Below are 22,804 nucleotides of genomic sequence, written 5' to 3' on the forward strand. Positions count from 1 at the left end.
ATATCACAGCCGCGGCAAAACAAGTCTTGCCTGGGTTACTCAATGAAATTTCATTTCATATCACAGCCGCCTTTAAAGCCACAACCAGCATCACATTCTGTGCAACCACCAATCTTAGCCATGGTGCCTTTCTTACATATTGGGCAACGCTCGCCAACCTCAGAGCCATAAATAACAGTGTCCTGCGTTTCTGGGTTCGGCTTAACAGACTCCTGCGTTTCTGGGTTCGGCTTAACAGACTCCTGCGTTTCTTTTGTTTCTGGCGCTTGCGAAGAAGAACCTTTATGCGCAGCATTCTTCTCCTCAGTCTTAGCATCAGTTGTTAAAATTTGCTCGTCACGAGAACCATCACGATAAATAGTCACGCCCTTACAACCAAGATCAAACGCATATTCATACAACTTCATCGTCTGCTCAACCGTAAAGTTACCTGGCACGTTAGCCGTCTTTGAAATAGAAGAGTCAGTCCATTTTTGAATGGTTGCTTGAATTTCTACATGGTCTTCCGGCGCAAGATCCATAGCGCTCACAAAGAACTCAGGTAAACTGCCATCATCACCTTTTTTGTACTCTTTAGCAAGGTCGATTTCCACCTCGTGAAAACCAAGGCGACTTTGTTGATAATACTTAAACGCATAAAACGGCTCAATACCAGTAGATGTTCCCACCATAGAACCAACTGTTCCTGTCGGTGCTTGCGTTGTTAACGTCACATTGCGAATACCATTTTTTTGCACGGCATCACGCACCTCCTGCGGCATTGTTTTCATAAAACCACTTTCCAAGAATTTTTCCTTATCAAAATAAGCAAAAGAACCCTTCTCTTTAGCCAACTCACTAGAAGCGAGATATGCAATGGTGGTGATTTTTTTGTAGAGCTTGTCAACAAACTCGCTTGCAGCTTTACTCCCAAATCGCAAACGAAGACGAATAAGAACTTCAGCAAGACCGAGTGTTCCACAACCAACACGACGCTCAGCAAGTTGGTTTTCTTTATTTTCTTCAAAAATATACGGTGTTAAATCAATAACGTTATCAAGAAACCGAGTAAGCGTTGCTGTTGACTCTTCTAATGCGTCCCAATCAAACTCATACACCGGACCAACAGCATCATCACCAGTTTTATACACGAAATTATTAAGCGCTAAATGACCTAAATTACACACTCCCCACGCAGGAAGACCTTGCTCACCACACGGATTAGTGCAAATAATATTGTTGTAATAATAAGAATTACTTAAATCGTTGTAGCGACCAGAGAACACGATACCAGGCTCGGCACTCTTCCAAGCAGAGCCAATGAGTTTATGCCATAATTCTTTTGCACGAACAGTTTTATGCACAGCGGTTTTATACCCCTTAGCTTTCCAGCCAAGTAAATCGCCATCCCACTCCGTATCATATTTCTTTTTGGTTTCTGCGTCTGCAATATCGGGAAATTCTAAAGGCCAATCTGCATCATCTTTCACAGCTTGCATAAATTCGTTAGACACGAGTACTGAAATATTTGCATTATCTAAAAAACCAATTTGGTGCTTGGAACTAATAAATTCCTCAACATCAGGATGCCAATCAGCAAGCATGAGCATGAGCGCGCCACGACGAGAGCCGCCTTGCTCAATAAGACCTGTTGCATTCGAATATAAATTTCCCCAGGACACAGAACCACTAGACTTTCCATTCACGCCTTTGATATACGCGTACCGCGGTCGAAGCGTAGATAGATTAATACCGACACCACCGCCACGACTAAAAATTTCTACCATTTGATAGAGTGTGTCTTTGATAATAGACTCTCGAGAATCACCAGGAGACGGAATAACATAACAATTATAGAGCGTTAAGTTTGACGTGTATTTACCCGTTTCATCAACATTAGCACCAGCCATAATTCGTCCAGCAGGTTGAATATATCCTTTGAGTAATGCTCGGGTGAATTTTTTCTCATACAAATCTTTATCCTCTTCAACACTTGCAACTGCTCGACCCACACGCCCATAGGCATCATAAATACTCTCTATAGGTTTATCGCATTGTAGTTTGCTTACGAGCAAAGGATTTTTATCATCAACATAAACACCAGTAATCATACGAATAGCCCACTCATTACCTTTGTCTGCAACAATAATACCTAAGTCTTTTTTTGGATATTTAGGATGATCTTTTGAAACGGCAACAACGAGGTCTCCAACAGTAATATTTTCTCGAAGATCTTTAATTGCGTAGCGGTCCATAAAAATAATAAGACCCATCTCCTTAAGATACGTTGAATTATTAAGAATATCAGCTGCTTTTGTTGTAAGTGGTACGCCTTCTGCTTTGAGCGTAGTTACTAGCTCCACGTCTGTTGTTTTCCTCTGTAAATTACTTCCCGAATTTTTTTTTAAATCCATATACACACCCATGTTAAACACTATATGTAGTGTCTTCGCTTTACCTTACACACTACATCTAGCATTGTGAATAGTATTTCTTTAAATAATTAATGTGACTAAAATAGAAATATTCGAATATAGATACTTGAACAGTTAGACTACACATTACGTATCTTCTTCGTCTTCAAAAGCAGAAAGACGAGTCTGTTTTTTTGTTGCTAACGCTTGATCGGCTCTACAACCATCACGATATAACGTTATGCCTTTGCAATGTAAAGTATGTGCTTTCATAATAATTGCTGCAACATCATCTCTTGTTGCTTGATTGGGCAAATTAATTGTTTTTGAAATAGAATTATCAACAAACTCCTGAAATGTCGCCATAACCATTAAGTGTTCTTCGGGCGCGATATCCATAGCTGTCCGATACACCCTTTTAAACGCTTCATCAAGCCAAGAAATCTTTTGGACTGAATCAACAAATTGCAACTGAATTTTAGCAGTCCTATCAACAGGTAACGCGTCAATTGCTTCTTTAAACGCCTCATTAAGAATAGTAAATTGCTCACCTTCACTAGTCTTTGTTGTGAAAGAAAACGCATATACTGGCTCAATAGATTGCGACGTGTGCGCAATAATACTCGTACTGCCTGTTGGCGCAATAGAAGTGATTGTTGCATTACGCATCTGCTTTTTATGAGTTGAATCTTTAAAATCAGTAAATGAACCTCGCTGAAGCGCAAGCGCGTGTGACGCATTTCTAGACTCCTCTTTAATAATTGCCATCATAGTTCTAATAACTTCTAAAGATTCCTTAGAACCATAAGAAATTTCCATTTTAAAAAGTACGTCAGCAAAACCTAATACGCCTAAACCAATTTTTCTTCTCGCTTTTGACTTTGTTTCTAAGATGGGTGTTGGATGTTTATGCATGTCAACACAATTATCTAAAAAGTGAACCGCGTTACGAACAATTCGTCGAAGTTTTTGTTCATCAAAAACATATTTTCCACCAACCACAATAAGACTTTTAGGCAAATTAAGATGAACATAAGGAACTCCTTCAAAGGATTCTAGTTCATACTGTCCACAAGAACCCGTACAAAGCACCTTTTTTTCTTTAAACGGATATTTTCTATTCATCTCATCAATAAAAACAACACCAGGATCCCCTGTTTGCCAGGATTGCTCAACAATAGCATCAAATAATAGTTTAGCAGGAATAGTTCGTACTACTTCACCATTTCGAGGATTAATTAAAGAAAAATCTTTCTCTTCTTTAACTGCATGCATAAACTCATCGGTTAATGCAACAGAGAGATTAAAATTTTGAAGAGCTTGTAAATCATGTTTCGCCTCAATAAATGACATCACATCGGGATGAGAAATATGAAGAACAGCCATGTTCGCACCACTACGACGACCGCCCTGAATAATAGCACTAAATGAGGTATCAAAAATTTTCATCACACTCATAGGACCAAACGCAACATTTTTCATTCCTGAAACAGAATCTTTTCGCGGACGAATTTTTGAAAAACTAAAACCAACACCACCGCCGTGTTGTTGAATGGTTGCACCAAGTTTTAAAACATCGAAAATTTCCTCAACAGAATCAGGCACATCAAGAGCATGATCAGAACATAAAAATTGTAACGTATTACCTGCATTCATCAAAATTGGCGATGCAGGAACAAAATCCATCTCCACTAAATGATCAAAAAAAATACTTTGAACACCAACAACATTCCCACCATATTTTTTATCGGCTTGCGCAATATTTTTAGCAACGCGAAAAAACATACCAACAGGATCTTCAACAATATTACCATCTGCATCTCGCTTTAAATACCGTATCTTCAGTAAATCAAGCGCACTAGGACTCAAATTAAGCTTTCGTCTATACTCTTTATACTTAGGAATACTTTCTTCATAGCCGGGCGGCAAAACCTCCTCCATGAAGAATCTAAAGATAAGCTGCTATAAAAATATTTGTAAAGATTTACTCAAAAAGAGAAGATTTTTCCCATAACATGAGCGCATAATGGCTAAAAGCACTAACAAGATCTGCGTCAGAAATATGCATATTTACTTGCTCAGACAGGTCTTTTCTTTTTAACGTCACCTTACACTGGGCATTATCCGCCATAACTAAAGAGAAGTTTTCCAAAGGATAAAAACGAGCCTGCACACCAAACTCAACACATTTGCTGGCGAGAAATCGAGTTCTTTGATTATCATCACCAAAAATTATTCGCGCATTAATATTTTTTTCTCCGAGCAAACGAAAAAGTTTTACTGCTCGATGTAAAGATTTTTGTTTTCTAAATCCCCAACCAACAACGTAAAAAGAGGATTTTGCTTGTTCTAGTAATGAGAAAGAAAGATCTAGGGAGGCTTTTGCTCCTGAAAAAAGCTCGACGGGGTCGGGCTCTTTAACGAGTCGTTGTTCTTTTAAACGATGCAATTTTGGAGCAAGTTTGTCTTGCAACACAAAAAGATTTGCTGATTGCTTTTCTGCAAGATGTTTTAAGGCAATACGAGGAGCAATGACTTCATAACGCTTCACATCAGCCCCAAAAGACTTTATTAAGCCCTTCTCTTCAAGAAGTTTTAAATTAGGATAAATAGCTGTTAAAGGCACTGTTGTAAATTTTGAAAAGCTCTCTAGCAGAAGACTTGCCCTGTTTTACTAGCGTTTCATACACCTTAATCTCATAGCCCGTTAAGCCAAATAATTTTAATTCTTCAAACGACATTAATAATTTTAAATTAATAGTCATATAAAAAAGTTACTGTGCGCGTCAGTATAGTATGAAACACAACATGCCCAAAGGAACTTATTTAGTTGACATGGACGGCGTCCTTGCAGACTATGTTGGAAAATACAACGAAAAATGGCTTTTAAAATTTCCCCAACGGCCATTTGTTTCGCGAGAAGCGATGACTAGCCACCAAATTGAAGAACATTACGATAAAAAATATATTGAAGATATTAAAGCAATAAGCCAAGATAAAAAATTCTTTGCAGAACTTGAAGAATTACCAGGAGCAGTCGAAGGAATTGAACGGCTCTTACATCAAGGAAATGACGTCTACATATGCACGAGTCCAAATATTTTAAACGATTATTGTGAACACGGAAAAAAACAATGGGTCAAAGAACATCTCGGTATGTTCTGGGTGAGAAGAATGATTATTACTAAAGACAAAACTCTTGTGCGAGGAGATTATCTTATCGATGATAAACCAAGGGTTAGCGGAATTATGCAACCAACATGGAAGCAAATACTCTACGACCAACCATACAATAGACAAGAAGAACTACAAAACAATAAAAGAATGACATGGCATAAAGGATTATTTACTCTCCAAGGATTTTAACGATAACACGTTTTTTTCGCTGACCATCAAATTCAGCATAATATAATTGCTCCCACGTTCCCAAGTCTAATTTACCATTCGTTATAGCCATCGTTACTTGATGACCCATGAGTTGCCGTTTTAGATGCGCATCCGCATTATCCTCACCAGTTTGATGATGTTTATAATCAAGACCATAAGGAGCAAGTTTTTCAAGCCATACAGAAAAATCCTCCAAAAGACCATCCTCTGCATCATTCACATAAACAGCTGCAGTAATATGCATGGGATTGACTAAAACTAAACCTTCCTGCACACCTGATTCTCGCACCGCATCTTCTACATCAGCAGTAATATTCAAAAAATCATAACGTTTTTCCGTGTTAAAATATAAATATTTTGTAAATGATTTCATGTTGTTGACTAAATATAAAGAACTATATAAATTCTTGCTAAAGAAAACAAACATGTAAAAATAATAACAAAAACAAAAGAAATGGCTACACCTATTGATTTTTCATAAGTAGTAGAAAAAAATATGAATTAGCAAAAAAAATAATTATTCCTTCGCTTATCACAAACGCAGGCATTCATATTCTAATAAGTCTTGAAAACGCTTCCGTAGAACCTCTAGGCTACTTGCTTTTGTTTTTATTAGGCGTGCATGCCACACTAGGAGGCATTATCTGGTCAAGCATAATACTATTCACTTCAATGAAAAAAACAATAAAAGAAGACCATATTATCAAAAACACAAAAGACGGGATGCGACAAAAAACGTTTCGCTACTTTTATTGGGCCTATGCAATTGCCAGCATAATTGGACTGGTAGTAGCAATAACAAAAGATAACGAAGCATATGTTTACCAAATTCCTATAGCCATTATCTTTGCAGGTTTAATTTTGCGGCTGGTAGATATTATAACAAAAAGAAATAAAAAAACTAATAATTAGTCATATTCAACGCCTTATTTAAATAATTCGCTTGATGTTGATATAGTTTTCGTTTTAGGAAAAAGGTATGTCTAACATCACGAACTAAGTATTTAACCATCTAATTCTACCAAGTTAATAATGAGGTAGGAAAAAAGATGACTGGACAAAATCTTATGATGAACACTGGATCTTTTACGTATAAGATCTACAAATTCATAGTAAGAAAACGGGCTGTAATATCAAGTGAGATAGCAGAAGAATTCAAGGATACTCCTCTGCAAAAGCATCACGTATCCAGTTATTTAAAACAACTTCTAAAAAACGAGCTTATCGTCAAGAGTACTGACAAAGTCCAGTCCAAGAACAGGATGTGCTCAAGGTCTTTCGTGTACGGTCTTTCTGAAGAAGACATCAGACGAAAGATAGAATCATTCAATAAGTCCATTGATACAGAAGATCTTCTTGTAGGCATCAAAGCCAAAGTATTTGAGATATTTCAAAATAACAGGTCAGGACTTACTTTAGCAGAAGTCTTCTATCAATTAAAGGATTATCCTACTTTAGAGGATTATGCTAACTGGGATTATACGTATCAGTGTATCAGGGAATTGTTTACTGCTGGAAAGATCAATAGAAGTGAGTTTAGTATTCCTGCAACTGAGATGATCCATGGCAGAAAGCCAGGATATGTCTATGGCAAGGATGAAGAAGCTATACGGATAAAGGTCCTTGATCTTATGCCAAAACAGGTAAGGACTGCCTACTTGGATATTATTCAGTCTAATGAGATCTATCCAATAGATGTCTTAAAAGAGAAGTACAAGATTGAAGAAGAAGTCATCAAATCGTGGTTTGTGTACAGACTTGCTTCAGTCTCTTGGGTAAAAGTCTTTTCCTATAAGCAAAGAAGATATTACTATAATCCATCAAGACCAGAGAACCTCATCGCTGAATTAGTACCAAAGATACATCAAAAAGAGGTTGTTAGGAGTATTCTAGATAATAGTACTCTTGGATTTGCGTTTGAAGAACAAGCAATATTTTACTTTGTAATGTACTTAATCAAGAGATATAAATTACAGGTTCGTCTTAATGCTGATTTTCCTAAGAAGATTCCTTCATGGTTTAATAAGGATCATATCCATAAATATACTGATGAGAAAGGTAAACGATTAGTTGATGTGTGGAAGTTTGATAATGATCCAATAGATTATCTGATTTATGTCTATGATGATATCATGGATGTTCCTATCATGGGTTATGCTGTTTCTATTAAGCGAGATAAGAAAGGAAAATATCTTGGTATGGCTGGAAAAAAGTACATCACTTCTATGATTGGTTGTATGTCTCAAGGTTTCTCATATGATATGAGAAAGATTCCTCAATTTAATTCTTTGAAGCCTGTGTTAATTATGAATAATCCAATGGGAATCAAACTTTTTGATTGGGCAAGACAGACAGGATGTTTGTTGTTATATGCTAAAAAAGTAGAGAGGATAATTGCGTATTGTAATGCAATGGGAATACAGTATCACAAGGATAAACAAATCAAAGACTTGCACGAAGAGACTATTCTTCTTGAGAGATATGAGAACCATGAAGATGTGATTGTTGGTAAATGTAAAGCTCATGATCTTGTAAAAAAACAAGTGGAGGTAAGACTAAATGAGACTGAAGAGTCATCTGCAATATGAAAGAGATTTTTGTAATCTCATGAAGGAACGAGGTTTTCATACAGAAAGAGTAGCTGCATCAGGACGAAGAAAATATTCTGTCTGTGATGTTGTTTTGTTTAGTAAGACAAAGACTTTCCTTGTGGAAGTAAAAAGTACGGCTGAAGAGAAATTCAAAATGAGAGGACTGCATGGAATAATTGAGAAAGCCAGAGAGTTTAATGTTGGTTCTTTGCTGGCTGTTTATTTCAAGAGTTCACACTCGTCACAAGGTAGCGGAAAATGGGTTTTAAAGCTACTTAATTCCGAGCTTAAGGAGGTTACCAAAAATGATAGATCTGACGAAATTTAAACCACAATTAGTAGGAGAAGGCGACCTAGGAATATTCCTCTACAACAACGACGGAGTATTTGTAGAACCAAAAATTGATGGGGTTCGTATTTTGTGTTTGAAGCGAGAGGATAGCATACAATTCTTTGCAAGAAGTGGAGCAGAATGGACACAAAGATTTGGAGATATAGGTTCTGAGATAATAAAAGGAATACATGGAAATAACATGATCTTAGATGGAGAAATGGCAGTAGTTCAAGATGGAAAAGTATTGAGTTCAAACGCAGTATTACAGAAGAAATTACCTAAAGGACAGAAATTTGTTTACTTTGTCTTTGATGTGTTACAGATAGGGGAACATTTCCTGTATAAAGATCCATTGCTTACTCGTAAACAACATCTCGGATTGTTGATTGAGGAGAATGATCATCTTTCTCACGTTCCTTTCTTTGGCACAAATACAATAGTAGACATACAAGAGTTCTACAAGAAAATGATAGAAAAAGGAATGGAAGGAATAGTAGTAAAGAACTGCAGTCCATATCATCCAGGATCAAGATATAACTGGCTAAAAAAGAAACCTTTGAAGACCGTTGATCTTGAAGTAATCAGTCGAAAAGAAAGAAAAGACAATAGAGGATGGATATACACACTAGCAGAAGGAGAAAAACAAATAGCAACAGCAAGCTCACAGTTAGATATTGGTAATGGTCAAGTTGTGGAAGTTGGTTATGATTTGAAATACGAAAAAGACGATGGTGGCTACAAACTAAGATTTCCTAAGATATTAAGAGTGAGGGAAGATAAATAAATACAATTATTTATTAATAAAACAATTTTACAAGCATCATATGGGTCATGCTAGTAATTTACATGTTGAAATGATGGAAGAGGAAGCTAAATTAAAAAATCCTTGTCCTAAATGTCCTGAAGGTGATGGTTATTTAGTTCCATCTGATGATATATCTAGAATGAGTGAAGGGCAATATATGGATTGGCTTGCAGGACATGGACATCAATTTACTTGTGATAATTGTGGTTATGAAGAAGAAAGAGAAGTTGACATGTTCAAAGATATTCCTGAAGAGGAAGATTTATTTAAGTTTGATGATCAGATTAACGAGCATGTAATTGAAGATTTAATTGAAAGAGCAATAGAAAAAAGATGTTTTATTGAAGCCTTATCTTTAATACATAATGTGATTGAATTATACTTGAAATACCGTATTAAATTACATATTTTTAAAAAAGAAGGTCTTGATGGATTCGGAATTGATTTATCAAAGCATAAAAAAGATGAGCAAGGTAGAGAAATAGTAGAACATTTTGGAGATGAAACAGATAATGAAAAAAGAGCAAAAATAAAATTCAAAATGTTATTTACAAAAAATAATTATCTTCACAATTATAAAGAGCTTTGTTTTATTCTTAACTTAATTGACAAAGAGATGGTTAATTTGATTACTGATTTTAATAAAAGAAGAAATTTAGCAATTCATAATTTATTGAGAGAAGATAAATCTAAAGGAAATCATATGAAGTATAGTGAGATAATATTAACTGCAAAATTAGGAAGGAGAATTCAGTTAAAACTCAGCCCGATAAATCATTCAGATCAAGACATTAGCAATATCTTGAAGAAATTTGACATATCTGATGATGAAGTACAAAAGGACCAATTCTTAAAAAAATAATTTTAATTCTGTCAATTCCTCTACAAGTTTGGAGGAGTATAAATGAAAAGAACAAGATTCATCAATTTCAGAGTAACGGCAAGACAATACGAATTAATACAACTAAGAAAAGAATGCAAAGGATATCATTCTCTATCTCAATTCATCAGAGACTTATTGTTAAGCGATGAGATGATTACAGAAAAAAGAATAAGAGAAATGCATGAAATAATTGTACAAAAAAAGTGAAGAATTTTTGGAAAAAACTCCGAAAGCGTTGTTTGTTGGAGTATTTTAAGCTAAAAAACCACAAAATATATAAATAAGTTACGTATACTATTTGGTTATGTATTAAGAAATGGGGGATTATAATATGGCAGAACCAATTCCGAAATGGATGCAAATAAAATTTTCACAATTATGGAGTGCTTTTGAAAGCAGAGGATTCACAATGGCAGAATGCCAAGAAATATTAGAAGAGAATAAAAGAGAAGTTGTCGCTGTCGTTTTATCAAGACTCAAAGCAACTGGATGGTTAGAAGTAACTTCTGATCCAAAAGATAATCGAAAAAAAACATATCATCTTTCAAGACCAGACATAATACTTAAGCAATTAGCAACAGTGGAGGTAACTACAAATGCATAAAATTACACAAATAGGATTAGGATCATCAAATAATGAAATGAAATACAAAATTGTTAATACTACCGCAGGAACCTTTAAAACAAGATGTTCTGCATATAATCAAACATTAGAAAGAATTGAAAAAATTCTTGAAACTAATGCGGGAACTACTCTTTCAGGTCCACCAATTAAAATATGGACTTTTATGTATGATAGAGAATTTAAACCAAGACAAAAATTTCTTCATATAAAACAATTAACAGAAAGTAGACTCACAGGTAAAAAATTTTATGGTGTCGATGTGTTTGACTACGAAATTGATTTTCTTAAAAAACAACTAAGTAATTCTGATAAGGTGGTAGTTGTTAATCACCTTATGCCTCTAAAACATTGGGATGTTTTTAATAATGAAGATATTTTAAGTATGTCAATAGCTTTAGCAAAAACTAACACCCCTCATGTTTCAATACCTCTCTCGCCAAAATGGACGGCTGAAGAATGTATCGATGTAATAAAAGAAACTAAAAAACACATGACTGAGGAACAAACTTATTTTTTAACATTACATCCTCACATGGATCTTGATGAAGAAAAAAGATTATTAAATTCTATTTCTTCAGATGTTTATTTTCAAGGAATCATGATTAATGGAGCAACACCTATGGAAGCACACAATATGGTTTTCTATAGGCAAGCATCTAAAATTCTTCCAGATAATAAATTAATAATGTTTGTTAATGTCAATGACGTGTTTGGAGGATTTAAACTTCCTACACAGATGGCTTTTAGAATGTTAAATGCAGACATAACTTGTCGTTCAGTAAAACCTTATTTAGCTGGAAATATATTTAATGATGAAAGAAAAAAGAGCATAAATAAAATAGGTATTTACGTAGATGAAGTTGGTGCCATATTAAATGATCATGAACAACGTCAATGGACTGAGAAATCTGCAACAGAATTCTTAACAGAATATTTTTCTTTAAGAAACAATGTTAATTTTAGAGAGATTGCAATGGCATATAATTTTCAGGCATTGAATAAAACTGGAGAACTTGAAAGAAATTATATTGATCAAAAAATCCATGAAAAATATATTGAAGATAGAGTTCATCTATCAGCTTTTATGAATTCAGTTCAGAAGGTCGAAGTGAGATTGTAAGATATCTTTCATAATTTTTTTACTTTCTTTTTGAAATTTACTATTAACTTTTTTTCTCATTAGAACTCTAAGTTCTTTTTCATCCAACTTTGGATTTTCTCTTCTAACCGAATATCTATACAACAATACTTGACTCTCCAAAGCATCTAATGCAGTATCAACATCACTCATATTCATAACACCTCTTATTTATTTTTTTGTTTAACTTTCTTTATACCAATTTTCACAAAAGAACCTTTGTCTATATTTAGAAACTCAGCTTCTGTTTTTGGAATCCACAGCATATAGCTATTTCTAGATTTAATCGCTTTTGCTACAAAACTCGTATCCACTTCCATTTGCGCTGACATTGTTATACTAAGTTTAACAATGTTATAATATATAAAGTTTTTTAAAAATAGTTGTATTTAAAATGTATTTATCTTGTGGTATTCATATATATAATTTGTAGTATGAATCATCTCTATGAGTACAGATGATTTAGTGGAAATTGATGTAAAAGCAGAACTGCAAAAAATTAATGATAAAGGATATATCAAAACTTTAAGAAATGCAGACACAGGAATTGGTAAAACTCTAGAAACAGAATTAGGCATTGTTGAAAATAATAATCCTCATGGTGATTTGAAATTTAGAGGGAAAGTTGTAGAGCTTAAAGCACAAAGAAAAAATTGTTCTTCCAATATCACATTATTTACTTTTGAACCAAGATATAAAAAATATTCAGATGCAGAACTTCTTAAAAAGTATGGCTATAAAGATAAAGATGGAAGAGTCGGATTAAAAATCACTATGAAGGTAGGAACTATTAATAATCAGGGTTTCACGTTAAAAGTTGATGAAGAAGCAGAAAAAATCAATATTGTTCATGTAAAGGATGGAGAAGAAGAAATTGTGTGGTCTTATTCATTTGAAAATATTCAAAAGAAACTCGAGAAAAAATTAGCAACAAATCTTTTAATTGTTCTAGCAGACTCTGAAAAAAGAGAAGACGAATTTGAATATTTTAATTACAATGTTGCTTATTTATTATCTGATTTAAGTTCAGAAAAGTTTGCAGAATTAATTGATGAAGGAAAAATGGTTGTAGAATTTAGAATGCACCTTAAACCCTCAGGAATTGCAAGAAATCATGGAACTGGATTCAGATTAAATGAAAGATATATTGCTGATCTTTATGAAGATAAAGAAGTCTTAATGTAATCATTTAAAGTTTTTAATTTCTAAAATTTTCCCCAAATGTATGGAAAATTCTCCTTTTTCTTTTTTCAAGCCCCTCCATTCAACCCTCATAAATGGTGCATCTTTATTATAACCATTTTTGAACCAAATCTCATCATAAGTTTTATTCTCTAAACGTTTAATCCAATAAGGTTTTATCTCTCTATACTCTTTAGTTTTTTCACCAGAAGCAATTTTTTCAAACCATTTTCTAAGCAAAGTGAGATGAAGAATACGCTTTTCCATTTTAGTTCTTCTCTAAAATAACAATCCATTCCTCATTCATAGTTACTGCATGGTTTCCAGATTTATTTGTTGGACTATTTAATTTAGGCATCCTTTTATGAGGAATATTTCGAATAAAAGTATTAATGTGATCATACGAATTCTGAGCTTTGAATAATTCAATAATAATTTCATCTGTAGGAATTTGAACACCTTTTACTGTTCTATTCCCAACAACAAAACATAAATGAGATCCTTTTTTCATGATTCTATCTAACTCTTTTACACACAAGTCAAAATCAATATAAAAACTCAGAACATCTCTTGCTCTTTTTGGATCAATTGAACTAATTTTATTAATTATTTTCGTTAATGTAGGGGAATTTAGATCATGTAATAAGTCTTTGGTTGGCTTTCCCCCCAAACTTACTTTATCTATGTTGATTACTGTCTCTTTGTCATAACCCAACCATTGCAAAGCTAATCTTGAAAATTGACCATAAGCAACAGTTGTTCTACTATCTCCATATGGAGGAGAGGTTACTATTAAATCAACCGAATTATCGGGGATGGATGTTTTTAATCTTGTATCTTCTGCAAGTATATTTATTTCACATTTATCGTTATATTGTGACCAGTATTCCTTCATTTGAACAATATTTTTTGTTGCTTTTTTATGAAATTCCTCGATAGTATTAGGATTATGATCATCCATCATCTTTTGATTCATCCTATATAATTTGAATTCTCTATTTCTAGTGTAAGAAACATTTCTAACAGTTTCAGAAAAAGCAATTAAGAAAAAATCTCTTATATCTTTATCTTTAATTGAATTAATACACTCTTTAATAACAGCAAGATCTGTTATCACATCTTCTTTAAACCAAAACTCTATATTAAAAAAATTTGGTTTTGAAATATTTGATTTGTCATCAATTGAGTTGATCTTTTTCATTAAATTTTGAAAAGCAGAATCTAATTTCACTGGATTAATAGGAGTAGTTTTGACCTTTGAAATAAGCAAGGCTAAGGGATTTATATCTATCCCATAAGACTTTTTAAAATTAGTATGTAGTGTTGCTTCAAGTAAAGCAGTTCCTGACCCCATAAACGGATCTAGAATCACAGACTTATCACCCCCATACATTTCTATTAATCTTTTTGCGACTTGAGGAATCATCATTGCAGGGTATGTGTGAAATCCATGATTACTATATTTAGTAAAGGAAGTCCTAAAGTCCCAAGTCTCATCCTTATATTTGATTGGTTTATCCATTTGTAAGCTTACTGATTGCATTTTTTCCTAACTCCGTTAATTCATATAAGCGACCTTTTTTGTTGTCCTCATTTAAGCATTCAACAATTCCGTGTGATTTCAACTCTTTTAAGAATGTACTTACATGATTCAAACGGATACTGGTCTGTTCGGCAATTTCTGAAGGCATAATAGTCTTGTTTCCAATTACTTTAACTATTTTAAACCTATATTCACTTGATTTTAATAATGAAATTGCATCAACCATATCTTTTTCCATACATTTGATGTAAGTACATCTTTATATATATTTAACCACAATATAAGTACAAGTTTAATACATTAATAAACTTTGTGGTTAAAAAACCGAAAATTATTCAAATAACCAAATTATTACATTATTAATGACAGAAAAATTACTAACAAAATCCTTATTTATGAATGGTTTGCAATGTCCTAAGTTGCTTTGGCTATCAGAAAGAAAAGAACTTCCAAAACCATCCATTGCAGATCAGCAGAAATTTGAACAAGGAAGAGAATTTGAGAAATATGTCAAACAGATATTTTCTAATTCAATTGATCTTAAAGATATAAAATATCCTGAGAACATCCAAAAAACAATAAAGCTAATTGATGAAAGAAAAACTATTTTTGAAGCTGCATTTCAATTTGAAAAACTATATCTTAAAGCAGACATAATTGAACCAACTAAAACAGGTTGGAACTTATACGAAATTAAAGCAAGTACAGAAGTAAAAAAAGAACACATCCCTGACTTAGCATTTCAAAAATATGTGTGTGAAAAGGCAGGATTAAAAATAGAAAAAGTTTTTGTTCTTCATCTAAATAAAGAATTTATCAAAAAAGGAGAAATCAATTCTAAAGATTTGTGCAGTATTGAAGAGGTAACTAATGAAGTTAATCAAGTAAGTAAGATTGAAGAAAATTCTAGCAAATATATAGAAGTAATCAATAAAGAACGTTTGCCTGAATTTGTTATTTCTATGAATTGTAATAAACCACGAGAATGTCCATTAAAATCAGAATGTTGGAAAATGTTACCCGAAAACAATGTTTTACAATTAACTAATTGGAGGCAATATTGGAAACTATTTGAAGAAGGGTTTGAAGACATGAAAGAAATTCCTGAAGAGATAATATTAAAACCAAAAGATGAAGTTATACTTCAATCAACTTTAAAAAATAAAATTTATCTTTCAAAAGACCACATAAAACATTTTTTGAATTCACTAACTTATCCCCTTTTTCATCTTGATTTTGAAACATTTGATACCGCAGTACCTATTTATGATAAATCAAGACCTTGGCAAAAAATCCCTTTTCAATATTCATTACACATTCAACATAATGATGGAAACGTAGAGCATTTTGAATATTTGGCAGATGGAAAAGAAGATCCACGATTAAAATTATTCATCAATCTCAAAGAACAGATTCAAGGATCAGGAACTGTGATTGTATTTAACAAAACATTTGAGATTAATGTATTGAAGAAACTAGCTGAAGACTTTCCAGAAAATAAGGCTTGGATTCAAAATGTTTTAGATAGAATAATTGATTTAGCATTACCATTTCAAAACTATTATTATTACAATCCAAAACAAAAAGGCAAATACTCTATAAAAAAGGTATTACCTGCAATAACTGGCAAAGGTTATTCTGATTTAGAAATAAATAATGGTGGAGATGCCAGTGCTCAATATTTCTACACACATATTAAAAATAAAGATCAAGATAATTCTGAATTAAGAAAACATCTTTTGAAATATTGTTGTCTTGATACTGAAGGTATGGTTTGGATAATTAACGAATTAAATAAGTTAGTTCAATAAACTCTGATTTAAGAATTTACATAAAGATTTTGTACTTTTTCCCATCTACATCTTCTAATTTCAACTGGTTAGTATTACTAACCAACTCACTTTCTTCCTTTTTTAGCTTATTTTTAAGCCATTTCCAGTAATTACGAACCTTTTGATAATCTGACTGATCAGTTAAAATTCCAATTACATTAAGTATAAATGACCAAAATTCATTATTAAACTAAAGATTTTGTGAAAAAATCACAAAAATAGCACTTTAATCCCTAAAAATAGGCTTTTTAGGAAGAACATAAGAGTAGGTACAAATTGTACCCCCTTTCAACTGTACACAAATTGTGTACAATTCACAATTTCTTCAAATAAGAGATATCGACAAATTGTCGACATCTCAACTATCCGATTTTTCCGGACAGTTCAATCGTTTACTTTCATAAACATATGATTACAAAAATAAACTCAACTATTTGGAAATACTTAACAGTTCAAAAGTAGACAAATATGCGAATCATATATTAATAATTCGCATTAACATATACTCTAAAAAAACACAATTTCCTTTAAATAGGAAATATCGACAAATTGTCGACGCTTCAATTGTACGATATAATCGTACATCTCAGAGTATAATTAAGCTGAAACTTGTTCATAACTCTCTTTCAATTTAGTAAGTCCAAACACTCCATCTCCCATTCTTACAAACACATTATGTGTATCTCTCATGAGTACTGCGATGACTGTTCTTTCTGGTGTTTTTCCTTTGCTTGATTTTGTCTTGAGTATCTCTTTTGTCAAATCTACATAGTGCATAGGTTTCTTCTGTTCTTTGAGTACTTTGTATGCCATATCGTAAAAAGATCCTTTCTGTACTTTTGTATCTTTCATGTTTTTTACCTCCTGTATAAGTTATCTTATTTAATACAGAAGATGCTCTAAGAGATTTATAAACACCGTCGAGATACAATCTAGCCATTGGAATCGCTAGATTCGTCTGTAGGAAACAAGAAAGAAACATACTTCTTATTCAAAGAATATTTCTTATTCAAAAACTCTAAAGTATCAAGATCTTTTTTAGAATAAGTAAGAGAAGAGGCAACCTGCTTAGAAAAATCCCTATTGCCCTTCATCTTCTGCAAAAGAAAAAAACAATAACCATCACTTCTTTTAGAACACTCACCAATTGCAGGGCAATCAATGCAACGAAGAAGCAGATGAAGATTAGAAGAATACTTGCCATGTTTCAAATTTTTTACTCCATTTGATTTTGTCTTCTTTGCACTTGACATCTTACCACCTTTGACTTGATCCTCAAAAGTAAGCAAGTGAATGTTTCCATTGAAGTTGTCAAGTCTACTCATCGACTCATTGCCTCTTGAAGTTCAAGCATCATGATAAGAAACTTCTGACCTGCCAATGCTGAAACCTCAGGATCATTACTATACGTTTTCATATAAGAATCCAAGAAGTCAGAGATATACAAATCAAACTCTTCAATAGTTGCAAAGCCTTTAGACTTCATGATAGAATATATCATCCTTGTAGAAAAGAGTCTGCAAGGCTCATCACTCTTTACCCTGTAAGGACATACTGCAGTGACCTTGCAAAGAGAACACACCTTTATCGCTTTAGTTGCATACTTTCCAGACTTCATTGAATTAAGTCTTGCAGAAAGAATCCGTTTTAAGGTAACTGTCTTTCCTCCTTTTATTCTGTCTTCTTTTGTAAGTTTGTGTGGTTTACCACCAAATAATTGTTTTTTATCTTCATTCATTTTTATCCTCCTTTTCGACTGTTAGAACCTTCTGATAATCGAATTTACTCACTTCGTTTTTTGCTTCATCATCACAGATGAACTCTTCTTCCACAACAAGATTGCTACCTGTCAACCTTGACATATCATTTTCATCACTAAAGGTATGAGTTTCCTTATCATAATCAACAAAATCAAGAACATAAGGTGCAATCTCTTTTCCTTCATAGATTTCTTTTGCTTCTTTACTATTCAACCAATCTGTCAATACACTATCAATCTCTTTTACCTTAACAGGTATGGCTAGGCTACTGATAGGTGAATTGATAGGTCTAAACAAGAAAGCCTTATTTGTGATCATAGCATTGTAGTAGACATCAATCTTATCCTTATCTTTTAATTCTGCAATCCAACGCTTAATCGTATTGACAGAACTAATGCCAAGATCTTGCTGTGCCTTATGCCTAAGAATCCAATTACAATAATGATCCTCAAAACCAAGATTACTGATATCAGCACAATGATTACCAATATTCTCTTTGGCATAATCTAAGAGTCTTTGCAAACGATGATCTATTCCTGAATACGTCAAGTTGATAAAATCACTAAATATAATCAATGCATTCAAGAAATCACTTGGCTCAGCATAGATAAAAGTCACATTGTTGATGGTCTTTGTCACACGCTGTTTTTGATAAAGCCAGGTAATAGCACGAGTAAGAGAAATTATTCTTTTCACATCTCTTTTGACTCTGTCTTTTGTCGTATCAAAAATTTCTTTACCTGAAACTTCTTTATCAAGAACATCAGTAAATGGTAATATAACGTAACAATCCTTATCAAGTAAAGAGATAGAAGTTGCAATCCAAGATTCCTCATCGATAGTCTTTGCAAGATAATAAGAGACATCCCTTGCTTTTTTCAACGTATCAGAAATGACAATCTTATTCTTCTCTTTATATCCTGTTATTGGAATGATAACATATCTTGTCTCAAGCTCTTCATCACTTTCAGTCTCTGTTGTCCCATAGATTAATGTCTTCTGTTCTTGATCAGTTCTAATCGCTGTCTTAAAACCAGTCTTTGCATCTTTCTTTAAAGTAGTTGTTCCACCTTCAGCCATCTGCTTAAACGTCTCGACAATCTCAGCATTAGCACCACGCTCACGATTCTTATTGATCTCAGAAAAAGCAATGATTCGCTTATCCTTAACATCATCCTCAAGAGTCGCAGTTGTTGCTCTAGTCACTTTAATCCAATCATCTTTAGGGATATGTGAAAGAACAGTATCTACACAACTATCCTTTCCTGCAGAACTATTACCTTTCAATGCACAACTGCAATGATCTTTAGGATCTTTCAGATAAGAAGATATTGCAACAATAAACACACCAAGTTTCTCCTTATGATCAAGCTTATGTCTTTTGTCAAGTTCAAGATGAATCTCTTTTAAGAGTTCATCAGAAAAGAACTTCATATCAAGAACTGCATTAATCCTCTTATACTCTGCAACCACATCAGGATCATCAAGCTCAAAGACCAATCGTTTTAATGCCTCACTCATCTCGACTCCCTCAACAATGTCTTTGGTTGTCCAGTCTTGAAATGCTCAGTATCCTCAAGAGCAATCAACACATTATCAGAAGCCATATGAGGATCACACTTAAACTTAGAAATCAAATAACCTCTAATCTTCTGACGAGAAACATGAGAATACTTCATCAAAGAATTCTCAAAAATGTGAATGTGATACCCTTTTGAACCACTAAAATATGCCTTATACAAAAAACCATACGTATCAAGCTCATCACAGATATCATTCATTCGTTTTTCAGATGCATCTTCATCCATATCAAGAATTATCTCGGAGTTGAGAATCTGACGGCAATTAGCAACACCTAAAAACTTCATACCTTCATCTGACTGCCACAACTCAAGCACATTCTTTCGCTTAGTAAACGTTTTTTTGTCTCCTCGGACAAAACCTTTAGCAACCTTAAAGTCACCATACTTATTACATAATCCGACAAGGTACGATGAACGTTCCCCTTCAGTAAAGACCATCCTCTAAAACCTCCATCCGGACAATCCTACTTTTAGGGATAACATGACGATGATCAAGAGTAATAGAAAACTCATCATCACAAGAGACTACACCCTCACGATAAGAGATCTTCTCACCATCATCAAAATATACCTTCGCCTTCTTTGATTTCATCATGATCAAACCTTATTATCTTTTCAAAAATTGAGCAAAAGATTCCGCTTTAGCTTTCATTGATTTTAGATTATTATATTCCTGAACTTGCCACTCCAAATCACTAAATTGTTTAAGAACAGGTTCAAACTTCTTGTCCTCAATTATCTTACCAAGATGAAACTGCATCTCATCAATAAGATACTGAAGCTCACTCAATTTCTTTCTTGAAATGGTGATGCTTATCAAGTCATTCTCATATTTTGGATCCATATTATCACCACCTCTTTTCTGTTCTGACTTTTTTTCTCTGAATCAAGATGACCTTCTTACCATCAGGAAGATAACCACCTTTCATCTCAATGATTCTTGGAACACCATTCTCAATACCAATATCAGACAGCATCTTATTAGGGATAGGCACATAGTAACTATACGTCATCTTAGGCTCACCATCAGCTAACTTGTATGGTCGCTTCAACTTATACACACTATACGGCTTATAGAAATAATCATCAGGCATATCAAGATAGAACACAAGACCAAGCTCTTCATTCTCATCAATATACCTTAGTGGAAAAACTTCCAACTCCTTACCAAAAAAATTGGCAGCATCTATTGTGGGAACATAAAAAGCATACTGGTTCCCCATCTTTCGAGGCTTAATAGATCTTACCCCAAACTCTTGCACAAAATGTTTTATCACTTTCATCTTATTTTTTCCTCCTTGTTCATTTTTGCATAGTGCCATCTAGTTCGATTCATCAAAACACTATACAATTAGGGAAAGACGCAGACATACATAAAGCGAAATCATCACACGCTTTCTCCTAAGAAATATAATTCTATTTTTATCTTAATATTATTTTAGTAGAATTATGCCAGAATGAAGATTTGTAATGGAAACTAGAGTCCAGTCGAAAAGATTTAAATAGGTCTAAAAGACTACATAGACAAACTGGTAGAATTAGAATAAGGAATTGATAGTATTTATCGACGAAAACAAAGAAAAACACCAGAAATTCATTCTGGCTTTACTGTTTTCAAGTCGAGCTATTAGTCGTATTCTTCCCGTTTTAGCATTATAAGGCATGTTTTTGTCCATTGTCTTCATCTTCTTTTTTAGTAATTGTTTTGGTAATATTAGTAATCATACTGGAATAAGCTTTGCGAATTGTTTCCCAAAGAGTCTTTCATTTTGTTCTTTTTTGAGGTTCTTGTTTGCTTTAATCATCTGTGATCTTATTTGAGGGTGGATAAACCAGTAATTTTTTGATAGTTCTCCACCTGTTGTTTTGGCAATTACAATATTGTCATTTTGCATTTGTTCAAGTGTTGTTTCTATTGTTTTGAAGCTAGGCAATTGGGCATCTAGTATCTTGTCCACTTCTGCTAGCATCTTGTGTCTTCCTGAGATTTGTTTTTTGATCTTCTCTATTTTCTTGGCTTTCTCTGAGTTTTTGCTCATATTGTTTATCTCTGCTTCTATCATTCTGTTTCTTATTTCTGATACTTTGATTGGTTCATTTGCTTGCTGTAGGATAAAGACTATTTTTCTTTCTAGAGAAGTTAGGCTCATGAGACAGCTTTCTACATAGTCTGGGTCTCCTTCTTGGTTTTCTTTGAGGAGTTCTAGTAGGTTATATTTCTTTTCCATTGGACTTAGTTATTTTTTACTAATATATAAATCTTGTCATGTATCGTTAGGTTTTGTGATTTATAGTAAATATTATTAAGAAAAAAACTAACAATTCTTAATAATACCTAACTAATGCAAAAATGAGACAAATCAAACCAAAACAGATACTGTACAAACATCCATTCAAGAAAACCCTGATCAATGCAGGAGAAAGTATCTGCTACAATATCCCGAGCATCATTGGACATGCTCATCTAAGTGATATTGATTATCAAGTTCCTGAACCAGTTGTTGAAGATCAGCAAGTGAAACTGGGTTTTTGGCTTGATAACCTTGATGGTTTTCAAATGCCACCAAGAAGAATATACAAATGTATCAAAGGCAAAACAAAAACTTACCAGTTGCCTATACCTAAACATTTCCTTTCATTTCTCAGATTCAATAATGTGAAGCAGACAAGAGTCGGCTTTAGAATCATAGTTGATGAGATTACAAACAATCGTTTGATTGTTCTGGAGAGTGAATAAAGATGAAATTT

30 protein-coding genes are annotated in these 22,804 nt (G+C 33.4%); 11 read left to right on the top strand and 19 right to left on the bottom strand.

Annotated features, from left to right (window positions below):
- Positions 1-50: 50 nt before the first annotated feature.
- From K9M74_01045 to K9M74_01060, 4 genes are all read right to left on the bottom strand, one after another.
- Positions 51-2,252 (bottom strand): adenosylcobalamin-dependent ribonucleoside-diphosphate reductase, encoded by a 2,202-nt coding sequence (locus K9M74_01045; GenBank protein MCF7798468.1) that lies wholly within the window; start codon positions 2,250-2,252, stop codon positions 51-53.
- Between the two features lie 288 nt (positions 2,253-2,540).
- The gene (locus K9M74_01050; GenBank protein ID MCF7798469.1) at positions 2,541-4,334 is read right to left on the bottom strand and encodes an adenosylcobalamin-dependent ribonucleoside-diphosphate reductase; all 1,794 of its coding nucleotides are present in this window, start codon (positions 4,332-4,334) and stop codon (positions 2,541-2,543) included.
- A 43-nt stretch (positions 4,335-4,377) separates the two neighbouring features.
- On the bottom strand, positions 4,378-5,019 hold the full coding sequence (locus tag K9M74_01055) for a hypothetical protein (protein ID MCF7798470.1): 642 nt from the start codon (positions 5,017-5,019) through the stop codon (positions 4,378-4,380).
- Positions 4,994-5,134 carry a helix-turn-helix domain-containing protein gene (locus tag K9M74_01060; protein ID MCF7798471.1) on the bottom strand — a complete coding sequence of 47 codons (141 nt, stop codon included), beginning with the start codon at positions 5,132-5,134 and terminating at the stop codon, positions 4,994-4,996. The genes K9M74_01055 and K9M74_01060 overlap by 26 nt, the downstream gene beginning before the upstream one ends.
- 55 nt (positions 5,135-5,189) lie before the next feature.
- Here K9M74_01060 and K9M74_01065 point away from each other — a divergent pair, with 55 nt between their 5' ends.
- Entirely contained in the window at positions 5,190-5,759 is a 570-nt protein-coding gene (locus tag K9M74_01065) for a 5'-3'-deoxyribonucleotidase (protein ID MCF7798472.1), read from the top strand.
- Here K9M74_01065 and K9M74_01070 read toward each other — a convergent pair.
- Positions 5,740-6,153 carry a secondary thiamine-phosphate synthase enzyme YjbQ gene (locus tag K9M74_01070; protein ID MCF7798473.1) on the bottom strand — a complete coding sequence of 138 codons (414 nt, stop codon included), beginning with the start codon at positions 6,151-6,153 and terminating at the stop codon, positions 5,740-5,742. The genes K9M74_01065 and K9M74_01070 overlap by 20 nt on opposite strands.
- Positions 6,154-6,452: 299 nt before the next feature.
- Here K9M74_01070 and K9M74_01075 point away from each other — a divergent pair, with 299 nt between their 5' ends.
- The 7 genes from K9M74_01075 to K9M74_01105 all read left to right on the top strand — a co-directional run bounded on the left by K9M74_01075 (position 6,453) and on the right by K9M74_01105 (position 12,138).
- A complete protein-coding gene (locus tag K9M74_01075) occupies positions 6,453-6,692 on the top strand; it encodes a hypothetical protein (GenBank protein MCF7798474.1) in 240 nt (79 codons plus the stop codon).
- A 137-nt stretch (positions 6,693-6,829) separates the two neighbouring features.
- Complete coding sequence (locus K9M74_01080) at positions 6,830-8,368, top strand: hypothetical protein (GenBank protein ID MCF7798475.1); 1,539 nt, start codon at positions 6,830-6,832, stop codon at positions 8,366-8,368.
- Complete coding sequence (locus tag K9M74_01085) at positions 8,340-8,699, top strand: hypothetical protein (protein MCF7798476.1); 360 nt, start codon at positions 8,340-8,342, stop codon at positions 8,697-8,699. The genes K9M74_01080 and K9M74_01085 overlap by 29 nt, the downstream gene beginning before the upstream one ends.
- Positions 8,677-9,489 carry a hypothetical protein gene (locus tag K9M74_01090; protein MCF7798477.1) on the top strand — a complete coding sequence of 271 codons (813 nt, stop codon included), beginning with the start codon at positions 8,677-8,679 and terminating at the stop codon, positions 9,487-9,489. Before K9M74_01085 ends, K9M74_01090 begins: the two co-directional genes overlap by 23 nt.
- Positions 9,490-9,529: 40 nt before the next feature.
- A complete protein-coding gene (locus tag K9M74_01095; protein ID MCF7798478.1) occupies positions 9,530-10,372 on the top strand; it encodes a hypothetical protein in 843 nt (280 codons plus the stop codon).
- A 352-nt stretch (positions 10,373-10,724) separates the two neighbouring features.
- Entirely contained in the window at positions 10,725-10,997 is a 273-nt protein-coding gene (locus tag K9M74_01100) for a hypothetical protein (GenBank protein ID MCF7798479.1), read from the top strand.
- Entirely contained in the window at positions 10,990-12,138 is a 1,149-nt protein-coding gene (locus K9M74_01105; protein MCF7798480.1) for a hypothetical protein, read from the top strand. Before K9M74_01100 ends, K9M74_01105 begins: the two co-directional genes overlap by 8 nt.
- On the opposite strand, the gene K9M74_01110 is transcribed toward K9M74_01105, so the two are convergent.
- Both K9M74_01110 and K9M74_01115 read right to left on the bottom strand, forming a co-directional pair.
- Positions 12,109-12,309, bottom strand: a complete 201-nt coding sequence (locus K9M74_01110) for a hypothetical protein (GenBank protein MCF7798481.1) — start codon at positions 12,307-12,309, stop codon at positions 12,109-12,111. The genes K9M74_01105 and K9M74_01110 overlap by 30 nt on opposite strands.
- A 14-nt stretch (positions 12,310-12,323) precedes the next feature.
- Positions 12,324-12,476, bottom strand: a complete 153-nt coding sequence (locus K9M74_01115) for a hypothetical protein (GenBank protein ID MCF7798482.1) — start codon at positions 12,474-12,476, stop codon at positions 12,324-12,326.
- A 127-nt stretch (positions 12,477-12,603) separates the two neighbouring features.
- Here K9M74_01115 and K9M74_01120 point away from each other — a divergent pair, with 127 nt between their 5' ends.
- Positions 12,604-13,341, top strand: coding sequence for a hypothetical protein (locus tag K9M74_01120; GenBank protein ID MCF7798483.1), 738 nt, complete (start codon positions 12,604-12,606; stop codon positions 13,339-13,341).
- Here K9M74_01120 and K9M74_01125 read toward each other — a convergent pair whose 3' ends face one another.
- Genes K9M74_01125 through K9M74_01135 form a run of 3 tightly spaced genes read right to left on the bottom strand, consistent with a single transcriptional unit; the run spans position 13,342 to position 15,119 of the window.
- Positions 13,342-13,605 (bottom strand): ASCH domain-containing protein, encoded by a 264-nt coding sequence (locus K9M74_01125; protein ID MCF7798484.1) that lies wholly within the window; start codon positions 13,603-13,605, stop codon positions 13,342-13,344.
- Position 13,606: 1 nt separating this feature from the next.
- Positions 13,607-14,881: a site-specific DNA-methyltransferase gene (locus K9M74_01130; protein ID MCF7798485.1), complete on the bottom strand. Its 1,275-nt coding sequence runs from the start codon at positions 14,879-14,881 to the stop codon at positions 13,607-13,609.
- Positions 14,853-15,119: a MarR family transcriptional regulator gene (locus K9M74_01135; protein MCF7798486.1), complete on the bottom strand. Its 267-nt coding sequence runs from the start codon at positions 15,117-15,119 to the stop codon at positions 14,853-14,855. The genes K9M74_01130 and K9M74_01135 overlap by 29 nt, the downstream gene beginning before the upstream one ends.
- 124 nt (positions 15,120-15,243) lie before the next feature.
- On the opposite strand from K9M74_01135, the gene K9M74_01140 reads away from it, so the two are divergent.
- Positions 15,244-16,692: a DUF2779 domain-containing protein gene (locus K9M74_01140; GenBank protein MCF7798487.1), complete on the top strand. Its 1,449-nt coding sequence runs from the start codon at positions 15,244-15,246 to the stop codon at positions 16,690-16,692.
- Between the two features lie 618 nt (positions 16,693-17,310).
- Here K9M74_01140 and K9M74_01145 read toward each other — a convergent pair.
- The 9 genes from K9M74_01145 to K9M74_01185 form a co-directional block, all read right to left on the bottom strand.
- Positions 17,311-17,565: a winged helix-turn-helix domain-containing protein gene (locus tag K9M74_01145; GenBank protein ID MCF7798488.1), complete on the bottom strand. Its 255-nt coding sequence runs from the start codon at positions 17,563-17,565 to the stop codon at positions 17,311-17,313.
- A gap of 80 nt (positions 17,566-17,645) precedes the next feature.
- Complete coding sequence (locus tag K9M74_01150; protein ID MCF7798489.1) at positions 17,646-18,038, bottom strand: hypothetical protein; 393 nt, start codon at positions 18,036-18,038, stop codon at positions 17,646-17,648.
- Positions 18,035-18,451 carry a hypothetical protein gene (locus K9M74_01155; protein ID MCF7798490.1) on the bottom strand — a complete coding sequence of 139 codons (417 nt, stop codon included), beginning with the start codon at positions 18,449-18,451 and terminating at the stop codon, positions 18,035-18,037. The genes K9M74_01150 and K9M74_01155 overlap by 4 nt, the downstream gene beginning before the upstream one ends.
- Positions 18,444-19,994: a hypothetical protein gene (locus tag K9M74_01160; GenBank protein MCF7798491.1), complete on the bottom strand. Its 1,551-nt coding sequence runs from the start codon at positions 19,992-19,994 to the stop codon at positions 18,444-18,446. The genes K9M74_01155 and K9M74_01160 overlap by 8 nt, the downstream gene beginning before the upstream one ends.
- The gene (locus K9M74_01165; GenBank protein ID MCF7798492.1) at positions 19,991-20,494 is read right to left on the bottom strand and encodes a hypothetical protein; all 504 of its coding nucleotides are present in this window, start codon (positions 20,492-20,494) and stop codon (positions 19,991-19,993) included. The genes K9M74_01160 and K9M74_01165 overlap by 4 nt, the downstream gene beginning before the upstream one ends.
- A complete protein-coding gene (locus K9M74_01170; GenBank protein ID MCF7798493.1) occupies positions 20,481-20,651 on the bottom strand; it encodes a hypothetical protein in 171 nt (56 codons plus the stop codon). Before K9M74_01170 ends, K9M74_01165 begins: the two co-directional genes overlap by 14 nt.
- A 12-nt stretch (positions 20,652-20,663) precedes the next feature.
- On the bottom strand, positions 20,664-20,900 hold the full coding sequence (locus K9M74_01175; protein ID MCF7798494.1) for a hypothetical protein: 237 nt from the start codon (positions 20,898-20,900) through the stop codon (positions 20,664-20,666).
- A 4-nt stretch (positions 20,901-20,904) separates the two neighbouring features.
- Positions 20,905-21,339, bottom strand: coding sequence for a hypothetical protein (locus tag K9M74_01180; protein MCF7798495.1), 435 nt, complete (start codon positions 21,337-21,339; stop codon positions 20,905-20,907).
- Positions 21,340-21,777: 438 nt separating this feature from the next.
- Positions 21,778-22,284, bottom strand: a complete 507-nt coding sequence (locus tag K9M74_01185; protein ID MCF7798496.1) for a hypothetical protein — start codon at positions 22,282-22,284, stop codon at positions 21,778-21,780.
- Positions 22,285-22,406: 122 nt separating this feature from the next.
- Between K9M74_01185 and K9M74_01190 the strand changes: the two genes are divergently transcribed.
- Positions 22,407-22,793: a hypothetical protein gene (locus K9M74_01190; protein MCF7798497.1), complete on the top strand. Its 387-nt coding sequence runs from the start codon at positions 22,407-22,409 to the stop codon at positions 22,791-22,793.
- Positions 22,794-22,804 lie beyond the last annotated feature (11 nt).

The sequence above is a fragment of the Candidatus Woesearchaeota archaeon genome, assembly GCA_021734105.1.
Lineage (GTDB): Archaea > Nanobdellota > Nanobdellia > Woesearchaeales > SKGA01 > SKGA01.